The organism is Pseudofrankia coriaricola (assembly GCF_032027725.1).
Taxonomy (GTDB): Bacteria; Actinomycetota; Actinomycetes; order Frankiales; family Frankiaceae; genus Pseudofrankia.
Window position 1 is genome coordinate 18002 of sequence record NZ_JASNFO010000019.1, and the last position, 12941, is coordinate 30942.

Consider the following 12941-nt stretch of genomic DNA (forward strand, 5'->3'; position numbering starts at 1 on the left):
GGGCCTAGAAGTGGACCGCCACCGGCGCGGGCTCGTCCTCGGCGCCTTCCTGGATCTGCTGCATGTAGAAGGTCAGGAACAGGAAGACGCCGAAGATGCCGATCGAGATCAGCCCGCCGGCCAGGAAGGAGCCATCTCGTGAGCGGTCGAGCACGACCCGCAGCGGCTGCAGCGGCTGCGCGGACCGGCGCTGGATGAGCACGAACGCGACGAGCAGCGCGAGCCCGCCGAACAGCAGCCCGAGCGTCACTCCGTCCGACCAGCTGCGTCGCTCGGCCTCGGAGAACCCGTAGACGATCGCGACCAGGCCGCCGAGCAGCAGGCCGATCGCGCCGCCACTCGCCCGGAAACCCTGGCCTACGACCAGCGGAAACGCAACGGCAACACCCCCGGGCTAACGTCCCAGCCGTGGTCGCCATGACGTGGAAAACGCCCGTGTATGGCGAGTGGCGGGACCGGGGCGAGTTCACCTGACACCGGGAACGACCCTGGCCAGCGGGGCCGCGATCCGGCCCTCCTCACCTCGGAGCCCGAACACCATGAGCCTCGACCTGACCGAGTTCGCCCGTGCCTGCGCGGTGTCGCCCACACGGACCGCCGACCCCGCGCACGCCCGCGACCTCCTCGACCGCGACGGCGCCGCCATCCTCACCGACCTCGGAACCGACCGCGAGACCGCCGCGGGCCTCGCGGCGGCCGTCCTCGGCGACCGGTTCGTCGCCGCCGGCATCCCGATCGAGGTGACCGACGCGGGCGGCAAGGACCCACGCCGGCACGCGGACCTCGCACGCCGGATGCTTCCCCTGCATACAGACGGCTTCGCCTACGGCGCCCACGCGCCAGATGTCTTCTTCCTGCTGTGCGCGACACCCAGCGACGGCGACGGCCTGTCCTTCCTGGTCGACCAGGAAGCGCTGCTCACCCAGCTCGAGCGCAGCCCGCGGGGCGCCGAACTCGCGACGTTCGCTCGCACCCACGTGGTCGACCAGAGCGAGCCGGGCGGCCACCCGACGCTCGGACCGCTGGCGCTGCCACTCCCGTCGGGCCGCCGCGCCGTCCGCCGGTCGATCGACGTCCGGCCGGCGGACGACGACCCGGACCCCGCCTACACCTCCCGGATGCTCACGCTCTGGGGCGGGCTACTCGACGCCATCGGCGGCCTCGCGCCCCGCTTCGCCGTCGGCGCCGGCGAAGCGCTCGCCATCGACAACACCCGGATCGCCCACGGACGGGACGCCTACACGACCCCGGACCGCCTCCTCTGGCGCGCCTGGGCCTGGACCGACCAGGCCGGCGGCGTCCCCGAGGGCGAGCTGTGGAGCGACACCCGCATGGTCCTCATCGCCGCCTGAGGGGCACGCGACCGCAGGCTTCACCGCGAAGGTGCTCCTTGGCACGGGATCGATCAGGCCCTCGACAAGCCCAATCCTCCCCACTCAGGAGCACTTTCCTGTTTGCGGCAACCCAACAAACGATCATCCCGGTGAAAGCCGGAGGCCAGCCAACTCGCACCCGCGAGGGCATCTCACCCGAGCCTCACAGGGAGGGGTCCGTCGTGGTGTGCACCGGTTCGCCCACCACTAACGCAAGGTAACCACGGAAATGTGCACAGAGCCGAAGGTGCGGCAAGGTACTGCCGACGAGCCAAGGCACCCAGCTCCTGGGGAGGCGTCGTCCCGCGCTGCGCACAACGCGTCCCTATTGCGATACGTAGCGTGGAGGTGCCACGTCCACCCGGTTGCGTCCGCCGCCTTTGGCCTGGTACAGCACTGTGTCGGCGAGCCCGACCAGCGACGCCAGGTCGTCTGCGGGGGTCGGGGCGACCACAGCGACGCCGATGCTCACGGTGACGATCTGCTCGGCGGCCAACGGGTTTGGTTCGGCCAGATCCGCGACGGCGGAGCGGAGCCGGTCGGCGATACGGGCGGCGGTGTCGACGTCGGTGCTGGGCATCACGATGGCAAATTCCTCGCCACCGTAGCGGGCGGCCAGGTCGGTATCGCGGGTGTTCGCCGCCAGGCACGCGGCGACCTGTCGCAGACAGCGGTCGCCGGCGACGTGTCCGAAGTGGTCGTTGTAAAGCTTGAAATGGTCAATGTCGGCCATGGCCAGCGCGAGGGTCGCCCCCTGGTGCCCCGTCCGGTGCCATTCGGCGTCGAGGACCTCGTCGAGGCGGCGCCGGTTGGCCAGGCCGGTCAGCGGGTCGGTGATGGAAAGCTGTTCCAACCGCTGGTTGGCGGCGGCGAGCTGCTCGGTGCGCTCGGCGACCTTGCGTTCCAGCGACGCGTAGACCAGCGCGTTGTCGAGCGAGACCGCCAGCTGTCCGGCGATGAGCATGATTCCTTCGAGACGTGCGGTGGTGAACGCGCCGCGGATCATCCGATTCTCCAGCAGCAGCATCGCCCGCAGCCCGCCCCGGATCATGATGGGTATCGCCAGCAGTGCGCAGCGGTCCAGGACAAGGAAGTAGGGGTCGCGGGCGAACCGGTCGTCGCGGCTGGCGTCGGCGACGACAAGGGGTTCGCCGGTGCGCTCGCAGTAAAGGACGGCCGAGGGTGGTAGCAGGCGCCGCCGGCCGGCCTCGTCGAGCGAGACAGAGCCACCTCCCTCGCCGGTGAACACCTGCCAGCCGTTCTCCCGCTGGTCACGCAGCAGCAGGTGGATGCCGGTGGCGCCAGTCATCGCCGACAGGACCCCCACGACCCTCGCCTGCAGGCCATCGATGTCGGTCTCGGAGCTCAGCGCCTGGGAGGCCGCGACGATACCGAGCAGGTCAAGGGTGCCGGTCGTGACAGCGAGGCGGCGGGCCGCGGGCTGCGTCGGTGGTTGGACGGCTGACTCCGGCCCGTCCGGCCCGGCCCGTAGCGTCGGATGGGCCCAGTCGAGCTGGCTGACCTTCGCGGTCGCACCCCAGTCCAGATACGTGCGGCGGGCTTCGGCAAGCAGCGAATAGCCGGCCCGCTCAAGGCCGTGGGCCAGGTAGAACCGGGCGGATCGTTCCAGGATCAGGGCCCGGTGCCACGGGCGCGCCCGCGCGTCGGCCTCGCGCTGCGCCACGTCGAACGCGTACGCCGCCTCAGGTAGATTGCCCGCGGCCCAGGCTCGCTCCGCGTCAAGCAGGCGCACCAGGTGCAGGAGGTTGACCGGCGCGTCAGCCGCGCGCTCCGCCAGCCACGCGACCGACCCGTCCATCTCGGCCAACAGGGCGCCGCGCTGGCCCGCTTTCGTCTCGCGGGCCTGTCCCGCCAATGCCAGTGCCCGCAGCAGGCGTGCCAGCGCCATCGCATACTCCGTCTGGATGGAGGGCAGTAACGGCATCACGGCCGCCGTGTGCGCGGCCAGCTCAGCCGGATGATCGAGAATCGCCGCGGCGAGTGCCTTGGCGATGTGCAGATGAGCGGCGGCGTCGACCGGGGCGGCGGCCAGCGTGCTCAGCTGGGCCGCCTCGTCGGCCGCCGATGCGAGGCCCCCCGCTCGGAGCGCCGTCGCGAGTTGCCGGTACGTCTGGAATATCTCCTCGACCTGCCTGCTACCAGTGTGTCTGGCGAATGCCAGCGCTTCGTCGACCTCAGCGACAAAGGCATCGAGCGACGGTGCGCATTCCAATAGACCGGATACCAGTGCGTAGTGGGTCCAGCAGGCGTTCTGTAGATCGCCGCTCTGGATCAGACCTTCCAACGTACGACGTGCCGTGGATAGGTTTTCCTCGAGGGGGTTGAACCAGTGGCCTATGCTGACGACATATACGAATTGTGCCTGCCACATATCGCGTTCATCGCCGCGTGCCTGACAGACCGCGAGAATCCGGCGTATCACGCGGTGTGCGGTGCGAAAGTCGTCCCTGCGGGCCATGAACGCACAGGCGCCAACGCTGGCCGGGCCGACAAGGACGTGATCCGGGCCGGATCGCGCCCAGATCCCCAACGCTGTCCCAGCCAGCCAGGCCATCATCTCCTGGTCGCAAAGGAATGCGGCAGGCACAAGCCGATGGACCAGCGCCATGGCGCCGAACCGCAGATCGTCAGCGATTCTCGGCCGGCGCAGATCGTCAGCTTCGCTGGTCTGATCAAGCCACCGGTATATCGCGTCCATTCCGCGGTCGATCTCCGCACCGAGGTGTTCCCGGACCGGGGCGGCGAGACCGAGGTGCCGCAACTGGTCGAGGCCGAGCCGCACGGCCTCGCTGGGGCGGCCCTGATTGGTGAGGCTGCTGACCTGCACCACGGTGGCGGCCGTGCGCCCAGCCGGATCTGTACACAGCCGGCCGATGGCCTGATACTCCTCATCGGTCTCCCGCAGCCGGCCGAGGCTGTACAGGGCGGCGTGCCGGTCGATGTGGACCGCGATCAACTGGTCAGTGTCGGTCGGGTCGATGAGCGTCAATGCCGCGGCCAGAAACCGCTCGGCCATCGCGTGGTTGATCAGCACTCTCGCCTCGTCGGCGGCCTGCCGGAACAGCCTGACCACCAGCCGCCGCTCGTCGTCGGTGCGCACGGCGTCGGTCACGTGCAGGTACTGCCCGGCCGCGACCGCGAAGGCCTCGGGCCGCTCGGCGAGGCGCCGAGCCAGGCGCAACCGCATGGCGCGCCGCGCCCGCGGCGCTATATCGCCCAGGATGGACTCCTCCGTCCGGTCGTGGTGAAACCGCACACCGGGCCGACCCTCGGTCTCCAGCACCAGCAGGCCGGCAGCGAACGCGGGAGCGAGCCTTCGCTCGACCTCGCCCGCCGCGAGCCCGGCCGCCGCCGCCAGAAGGTCCAGCTCGACATCGCCGGCCAGGCACGCCAGCACCGCCAGTAGCTCCCTGGTAGCCGGCGGCAGCGCCGCCGCCCGGGTCGCCAGCAGCCCACTCACGTCCACATGCGCCAGCCCGCGACGCAGGGCCCGCGGATCCCACCGCCAATCGTCCTCACCGCGGACCAGGACCCCGTCGTGACGCAACGAGCTCAGCAGCTCCAGAGTGTCGTACGGATTGCCTCCGGTGGCCGGCGCGATCAACCCCGCCAACCCGGCCGCGGCCTCAGGGGCGAGGCGCAGCAGGTCGCCCACCATCGCCGCCTGACCTTCGGGCGTCAGGTTGTTCACCCGCAACAGGCGAGGACCGGCCAGCTCGCGACGCCAGCGAGCGAGCATCGGCGCCAGCGGATGGGCGGCGTCCACGTCGCCCTCACGGTAGGCACCGACCAGCAGCAACCCCTCCACCTGCTCCTCACTGCAGAAGATGAGATCGAAGAAGCCGAGCGGGGCCCGCCCCGCCCACTGCAGATCGTCGACGAAGAGCACGACCGGCCGCTTCCTGGAAGCGGCCGCACGCAGCGTCTCGACCCCCACATGCTCCGCCCGCGCCAGCGCGGTCATTGGATCCCCTGGCTCTGGAGGAACGTTCAGCAGCGCCGCCATCTCCGGCACGGCGGCGGCGGCCAGTCCCGCGTTGGGTCCCAACGCCCGCAGCAGCCGGTCGCGCACCTCGGCCAGCTCGTCCTCCGGCTCGGCCAGCAACAGCCGCCCCAGCGCCCGGAACGCCTGCCGGACCCCGTCGTACTCCGGGTCCTGGCGATACTGGTCGAACTTGCCCGCCACGAACCAGCCGTCGCACCCGGCCACGATCGGCCGCAACTCATTGACCAGGGACGTTTTGCCCACCCCTGGCCCGCCGCTGACGAGCAGCCCGCGGCAACCGCCCGCCATCGCCTCGGTGAAGACCGCACCCAGCTCGCCGATCTCCTCGTCCCGCCCGGCCAGCCGGGACGGCGTCAGCGGGCGCAGCGGAAAATCATGCTCCCCGGGACGCACCAGCGTGCCGCCCCGGCGCAGCACGGCAAGATCGCGCACCAGCCCGTCGGCACTCTGGTAACGATCATCCGGCTCCTTCTCCAGCAGATGCATGATGATCGCCGACAGGCCGGCCGGTACCGACGGGTTCACCGCAGACGGCGGCGCGGGCACCCGCGCAAGATGACCATGAACGACCCGCAGCGGATCCCCCGTACCGAACGGCGGCGCACCAGTGGCCAGCTCATACAAGGTCGCGCCGACCGCGTACAGATCGGCCCGCGCATCGACCGGGCGACCGGTCCTGCCCGTCTGCTCCGGCGCCAGGTACGGCACCGTCCCGACAATCTCCCTGTGATGCAGGAACCCCGGCTGGACCACCGCGAAGGTCGTCGCCACCGCGAAGTCGATCAGACACAGCACGCCACGATTCCCGCTCACCACAATGTTCGCCGGGTTGATATCCCGATGCACCACACCCCGGCGATGAATCCCCGCCACCGCGCGCGCGAGCAGCTCTGCCAGTTCGACCAACTCGCCCGAATCCAGCGGAGCCCTCCGCTCTGACAGAGCCATACCGCCGACGTCGGCCAGCAGGATCGCCCCAGGGCACTGCGGTGTTCCGACCGCCAGCTGCACGATTCCCTCGACCCCGGACAGCCGCTCGAGAATCTCCACCTCATGACGCAGCCGCGCCTGCCCGCCAGGCCCCAGCGCTTCCTTCCGGATCAGACTCCCATCCGAGAAAATCAGCCGAGTTACCCGAGTTTGCGCCGACTCACAGAGCAGCTCCGTCCGCATCGCCGCCACCGGCGGATCACGGCCAGGTGTCACATTCTGGAACTCCATCCACTTCCCCCACGCGAAGCCACGCGCAGATCACTCTTCCTCTCTGCCCCCATCGCGGTGGCAACAACCGACCGCCGGGCCAAGCTCACCGCCACGCCTGTCCAGGCTGCCCGGTTTGGGAGATGCGCTTGTCCGTTGGATGCCCGACGGGTCGTCAACGGCGGTTGGCATGGCGGTTCGCTCCCCAGAAAGTCGGTTCAGGCCCGGCGCCACCGTCGAAACCCGGTCCAGAGGACCGGGCAACACCGTCTCGCCCGACGACGACACTCCGCCGGATGGCGGGTCGGCTCGTCGGGCACGCACGGACGCGTCGCGCCGGCGCGGGCTGCCCGGTCAGCCTGTCCAGAAGCGGAGGGCATCTCTGCGGTTCGATCGCCCAGGTGACGCGTGATCTGCGTCCTATGTGGCCATGACTCGCCATGACGTCTCGAGACCGTCTCGGGACTTCCGGACGGGAGGCCCCGCGACGGGCCGACGTCTATGATCAGTGCGTGACGGAGCAGGCGACGCGGGCGGTGGCCGCCAAACGGCCGCTGCGGCGCGACGCCGAGCGCAACCGGCGACGGATCCTCGAGGGCGCGGCCGCGGCGTTCGCCGAGCAGGGCCTCGACGTCACCACCGACGAGATCGCCCGGCGCGCCGGCGTCGGTATCGGCACGTTCTACCGCCGGTTCCCGACCAAGGAACTGCTCATCGATGCCCTGTTCGAGGACCGGATCGGCAAGCTGGCCGAGCTCGCCGAGGAGTGCCTACGCGCCGAGGACCCCTGGCTGGGCCTGGTCGCCTTCCTCGACCAGGCGACCGCGCGCCAGGTGGCCGACCGGGGGTTGAAGGAGCTGGTCTTCAGCACCGCGCACGGGCGGGCCCGCATCGCGGCCGACCGCGACCGCATCGGCCCGCTGTTCATGGCGCTGGTGGAACGGGCGCAGGACGCCGGCGCGCTGCGCCCCGACGTCGCCGGCACCGACGTCGCCCTGATCCAGCTCATGCTGACCGCCGTCGCCGACTTCACCCGCGACGTCGCGCCCGAGTCGTGGCGCCGTTTCCTCGCCCTCGTGGTCGACGGCCTGCGCACCGACCGCGCCGCGCCGAGCCCGCTGCCACAGCCCGCGCTCGCCCCGGGCCAGATCACCCAGGTCATGGCCTGCGACCGCCCGCACGGCCGCTGACCCCTCGGACCGCTCACGGCCAGCCCGCCATCCACCCGGCGCCGCTTGCCACCCGGTACCGCCTTGCCACCCGGTACCGCCTTGCGGCCTGGTGCCGCCCCGCGGGCAGGGGCGGCGCCTTCCGGGCGGGAGCGGCGCGTCCTGCGGCCAGGATCTGGCCGCTATTGGGGGCATCCTGGTGGGCATGGCGAGCGAGCTGCCCGACGAGGTCCTCGGCGACGCCTTCGACGAGGCCGAGGCCGAAGCCGCGACGAGAGCCCGCGGCGGGAGCAACAGTGAGCGGGCCTCTCCGAGCGCGCGGATGCTGCGGCTGCTCTCGCTGCTGCAGACTCACCGGTACTGGGCGGGGATGGAGCTGGCCGACCGGCTCGGGGTGAGCGCCCGGACGCTGCGCCGCGACGTCGACCGGCTGCGGGAGCTGGGCTACCCCGTGCTCGCCAGCCGGGGCGTCGCCGGAGGCTACCAGCTGAGGGCCGGCGCCGCGGTGCCGCCGCTGCTGCTCGACGACGACGAGGCGGTCGCGATCGTCGTCGGGCTGCGGGCCGCCGTCGCCGGGCCGGTCGCGGGGATCGAGGAGCCGGCCGTGCGGGCGCTGGCCAAGGTCGCGCAGGTGATCCCGCGCCGGCTGCGGCACCGGGCCGACGCGCTCGGCGCGTACACCGTGCCGGTGCCGGTCGGCGGGCCGCCCGTCGACGCCGGGATGCTGACCGCCATCGCGCTGGCGGCGCGGGCGGAGGAGCGGCTGCGCTTCGGCTACACCGACCGCGAGGGCGCCGCGACCCACCGCCACGTCGAGCCGCACCGGCTGGTCTCGCTTTCCGGGCGCTGGTACCTCGTCGGCTTCGACGTCGACCGGTCCGACTGGCGGACGTTCCGGCTCGACCGGATCGCCCAGCCGCTGACCACCGGCGCCCGGTTCCGCCCGCGCCCGCTGCCCGGCGGCGACGCCGGCGCGTTCGTCCGCGCCGCGGTCCGCTCGGTCCCGGCGCGCCAGCAGGCCGACGTGCTGGTCTGGGCGCCCGCGGGCGAGGTGGCCCAGGTGGTCGGTCGCTGGGCCACCGTCGAGCCCTGGGACCCCGCGGAGCGGGGGGAGGCCGCGAGGCGGGCAGGCACCTCCGGGCGGGACGGCGCCGAGCGGGACGACCCCTCCGAGCAAGGGAGCGGCGGAGAGGACGCCGGCGAGCAGCGGGGTGACGCGGGCCCATGCCGGCTGCGGATGAGCGCCGACGACCCCGCCTGGGCGATGTTGCTGCTCGCCCGAGTCGGCGCGCCGTTCGAGGTGCTCGGCCCGCCGGAGCTCGCCGAGCGCGTCCGCGCCGTCGGCCGCCTCTTCACCTCCGCGCCGCCGCCGCGTTGACCGGCGCGAGGACCTGGGCGGACGGGAACCGTCGGGGCTCGGCGGGCGGGACCGTGGCGAGCGGCGGGCGGGCTGGACCGGCCTCGGGATGGTCCGCGGGATAGCCTGCCCTACGGGAGATTCGCGACGCGGGTCGCGGCGGGATGAGACGGCGCCGCGCCCTCGGGTAGGAGTGTGCGTGGTGGGCCTGCCGGACGTGGCGCCGCCAGGCCCGGACGATCCGGACCTGGTCGGGCCGTACCGGGTGCTCGGCGTGCTCGGCAAGGGCGGCATGGGCACGGTCTACCTCGCTCGTCGTGCCGGCCGCGCCGAACCGGGCGCGAGCGGCACGGCCCACACCCACAGCCGGGGCGGCGGCGCCGGCTGGGACGCCGCGCCACTGGTCGCCGTGAAGGTCATCGACGAGGACCTGGCGCGGGTGCCGGCGTTCCGGGAACGGTTCCGGCGAGAGGCGCACGCCGCGCGCAAGGTCGCCCGGTTCTGCACCGCCGAGGTGCTCGACGTCGACGTCTCGGGCCCGCGGCCCTACCTGGTGACGGAATTCATCGACGGCCCGACGCTCGCCACCGCGGTGACCGGGTGGGGGCCGCTGCCGCCGGCGGAGCTGGAGCGGTTCGCCGTCGCGGTCGCCTCCGCGCTGACGGCGATCCACGCCGCCGGTGTCATCCACCGCGACCTCAAGCCCGGCAACATCATGCTCTCCTCGTCCGGGGCACGGGTCATCGACTTCGGGGTCTGCCGCCCCCTGACGGACGCCACCGCCATCACCGTCGGCAAGCTGGGCACGCCGGTGTTCATGTCGCCCGAGCAGGCCCTCGACCAGCCGTCCACCACCGCCACAGACGTGCACGCCTGGGGCGGCAACGTCGTCTACGCCGCCTCCGGCCGCCTCCCGTTCGGGGAGCCGGGCATCACCGAGCTGCTGCGCCGGGTCGTGTGCGAGGCGCCCGACCTGGCTGGCCTGCCCCCCGCGTTGCGCCAGGTCGTCGCCCGCGCGATGGCGAAGAACCCGGCCGACCGCCCCACCGCCCGCGAGCTCCTCCTCTGGCTGACCGACGCCACCGCGCCCGACCCGACCGGCGAGGCCACGCTGCGCCTGCCCGCCGGCTCCGCGCTCCTCCCGCTTCCCCCGACGCCCTTCCCGACACCGACACCGACAGTGCCACCGGCACCGGCACCGGCACCGGCCAACAGGTACCCGGCGCCGCCCAACGGCTACCCGCCGCCGCCCGGCCCGCCGGCTCGCGTGCCGCGCACGCCCCCACCGCCCGAGCCTGGCGCTCGGCCCTGGACCCGGCTGCTGCGCGGCCTGTGGCCGCCCAGGGCCTGAGCCTGTCTCCGCCGGGCCGGCCCCGCCGGCACCACCACCGGTGCCGGCGGCCCACCGCGACGGGCGCACTTCTGTCAGAATGACTACTCACCCACCGGTGCCGACGAAACGGGATATAAGGTCCGCGGAGAAGATCTCCAAAGGCCTGTCGGGGAAAACGGACACGGCCAGTCGTTCGGGCCGGAGGATGCGGTGGCCGTGGTGCCGGGGGTGGCGCCGCTCGACGAGACCGACCCGGCCACGGTAGGGCCCTACCGGCTGCTGGGGCGGCTCGGTGACGGTGGCATGGGCAGCGTCTATCTCGCCCGCCGCCGGGGTTCCACCGGGCCTGGGCCCGGCGGCGGCACCAGACCCGGCCCTGAGGGGCCGCAGGTCGCGCTGAAGGTGATCCGGCCCGACCTGGCCCGGATCCCGCAGTTCCGGGAACGGTTCCTGCGGGAGGCGCAGGCCGCGCGCAAAGTCGCCCAGTTCTGCACCGCAGAGGTCCTCGACGTGAGCACCGAGGGCTCACGCCCCTACCTGGTCACCGAGTACATCGACGGGCCCACGTTGGGCGAGGCGGTCCGTGAGCGCGGCCCCATGCCGGCCACGGCGCTCGAGCGGCTCGCCGTCGCGGTCGCCTCCGCGCTGACGGCGATCCACGCCGCCGGTGTCGTCCACCGCGACCTCAAACCCGGCAACATCCTGCTCTCGTCGTCGGGTGCCCGGGTCATCGACTTCGGGATCGCCCGCGCGCTCGACGCCACCACCATGCTGACCCACGGCAGCATCGGCACCCCCGGTTTCATGGCCCCCGAACAGGCGCTCGGCCGGCCCGTGACCGCCGCCGCCGACATCTACGCCTGGGGCGCGGTCATCCTCTTCGCCGCCACCGGACGGCCTCCCTTCGGCGAGGGCCCGACCCCGGCCGTGCTGCACCGCGTCGTCACGGAGACCCCCAACTTCGCCAGCATCGCCGGCGCCCTGCGGTCCACCGTCGCCCGCGCGATGGCGAAAAGCCCCGCCGAACGCCCCACCGCCGATGAGCTGCTCCTGCTCCTGCACCGCGTCCACACGGCCCCCAGAACCGCGCGCGGCGCGCCTCCCCCGCCCGGGTCCGACGATGCCACCGACGTGGTCAGCATGGTCACCACCCCGCTCCCACCGATCCGGCGCGGACCGGCCGCCGCCGGCCGGGTAGCGCCGCCCGCCTCCGGTACCGCCGCGGCCGGCTGGTCGCCGCGGCCGCCGGCCGCGGCAGGCGCGCCGGGCAGCGCGCGGCGGCGGGCTTCGCGCCGCCGGCTGGTTGTCGCCATCGCCGCGGCCGTCCTGATCGGCGCCGCCGTACCCGCGATCATCCTCGCGACCGCCGACCGGAACGACGCCGCGGACGCCGCGACGGCGTCGACCTCCGCGCCGGTCAGCCCCTCGACCCCGACGTCGCCGCCCCGCGTCACCACGGCCGAGACCCTGGCCCGTGTCCCACCCAGCCCCTTCGGCGAGCCGCTCACCGGCAGGGCGTTCACCATGGCGTTCTCCCCTGACGGCCGCACCCTCGCGACCATCGGCAACGGCGCCGTCAGCCTCTGGGACGTCAACCAGCCCGACGCCCCGGCGCTCCTCGGCAAGCCGTTCGGCATCCACGAGTCCTGGGCGGTGCCCTACTTCCTGGACGGCCACACACTGGCCACCGCCGGCCAGAGTGTCCGTTTCTGGGACGTCACCGACCCCACGAGCCCCACGGCAGTCGGCAAACCGCTACCCTCCGAGAACGGCTCCACCGCGGTCACCGCCGACGGCCACACCCTCGCCGTCAGCAACGAGGACGGCGCCGTCCAGCTCTGGGATGTCACCTCCCCCGCCAACCCCGAAGCGGTGGGCAAGCCGATCGGCCGCGCGGAAGGGATCGTCGCCCTGGCCTTCTCCGCGGACGGCCACCGCCTCGCCGTGGGCGCCGGCGACGGCACGATCCGCCTCTGGGACATCACCGACTCTTCGAGCGCCGCCCCCGTCGGTGGGGCCTTCGACTCCGGCGGTGCCTGGCTGGTGGCGTTCTCCCCCGATGGCGGGACGCTGGCGGCCGTTGGCGCCGCCATTCGTTTCTGGGACCTCACCGACCCGACTGGTCCCACGCCCCTGGGCCAGCCGATCTTCGATGTCCCGAGCAACGGGGGATTCGACATCGTGTTCTCCCCCGACGGCAGCACGCTGGTCAGCGCCGACGGCGCCGACGGCGGTGTCCATTTCTGGGATGTGACCGACCCCTCCAAAGCCGCGGCGCTCGGCTGGCCGCTGACCGGAGGTGCCACCGGCAGCGCCGGCGTGGCGTTCTCCCCCGACGGCCACGTCCTCGCCGCCCTCGTCACAGCCGGCGACAGCAGCGCTGTCCGCCTCTGGAACCTGCACTGAGTCACGGGCCGAGGTCTGGCTCGTCGGCGCTGGTCCTCGACGCCGCGGCCGGCGCGGCGATCACCGTCTTCCTCGC

The 12941-nt window shown here is 72.8% G+C and carries 7 protein-coding genes; 5 read left to right on the forward strand and 2 right to left on the reverse strand.

From position 1 onward, the window contains the following. Positions 1–4: 4 nt before the first annotated feature. Complete coding sequence (locus tag QOZ89_RS11565) at positions 5–250, reverse strand: hypothetical protein (RefSeq protein ID WP_071046612.1); 246 nt, start codon at positions 248–250, stop codon at positions 5–7. Between the two features lie 289 nt (positions 251–539). Between QOZ89_RS11565 and QOZ89_RS11570 the strand changes: the two genes are divergently transcribed. After that, positions 540–1352 carry a TauD/TfdA family dioxygenase gene (locus tag QOZ89_RS11570; protein WP_071046613.1) on the forward strand — a complete coding sequence of 271 codons (813 nt, stop codon included), beginning with the start codon at positions 540–542 and terminating at the stop codon, positions 1350–1352. Positions 1353–1698: 346 nt separating this feature from the next. On the opposite strand, the gene QOZ89_RS11575 is transcribed toward QOZ89_RS11570, so the two are convergent. After that, positions 1699–6621, reverse strand: coding sequence for a diguanylate cyclase (locus tag QOZ89_RS11575; RefSeq protein ID WP_312623747.1), 4923 nt, complete (start codon positions 6619–6621; stop codon positions 1699–1701). Between the two features lie 491 nt (positions 6622–7112). On the opposite strand from QOZ89_RS11575, the gene QOZ89_RS11580 reads away from it, so the two are divergent. The 4 genes from QOZ89_RS11580 to QOZ89_RS11595 all read left to right on the forward strand — a co-directional run bounded on the left by QOZ89_RS11580 (position 7113) and on the right by QOZ89_RS11595 (position 12865). Further along, positions 7113–7790, forward strand: coding sequence for a TetR/AcrR family transcriptional regulator (locus QOZ89_RS11580; protein ID WP_071046615.1), 678 nt, complete (start codon positions 7113–7115; stop codon positions 7788–7790). A 301-nt stretch (positions 7791–8091) separates the two neighbouring features. Next, positions 8092–9147 carry a helix-turn-helix transcriptional regulator gene (locus tag QOZ89_RS11585; protein WP_312623812.1) on the forward strand — a complete coding sequence of 352 codons (1056 nt, stop codon included), beginning with the start codon at positions 8092–8094 and terminating at the stop codon, positions 9145–9147. Positions 9148–9325: 178 nt separating this feature from the next. Next, positions 9326–10477: a serine/threonine-protein kinase gene (locus QOZ89_RS11590; protein ID WP_083418074.1), complete on the forward strand. Its 1152-nt coding sequence runs from the start codon at positions 9326–9328 to the stop codon at positions 10475–10477. Between the two features lie 192 nt (positions 10478–10669). Continuing rightward, a complete protein-coding gene (locus QOZ89_RS11595; protein WP_071046617.1) occupies positions 10670–12865 on the forward strand; it encodes a WD40 repeat domain-containing serine/threonine protein kinase in 2196 nt (731 codons plus the stop codon). Positions 12866–12941 lie beyond the last annotated feature (76 nt).

Coding starts and splice junctions, on each gene's coding strand:
- QOZ89_RS11585 (WP_312623812.1), top strand. CDS start 8,092: ATGCTGCGGCTGCTCTCGCTGCTGCAGACTCACCGGTACTGGGCGGGG.
- QOZ89_RS11570 (WP_071046613.1), top strand. CDS start 540: ATGAGCCTCGACCTGACCGAGTTCGCCCGTGCCTGCGCGGTGTCGCCC.
- QOZ89_RS11575 (WP_312623747.1), bottom strand. CDS start 6,621: ATGGAGTTCCAGAATGTGACACCTGGCCGTGATCCGCCGGTGGCGGCG.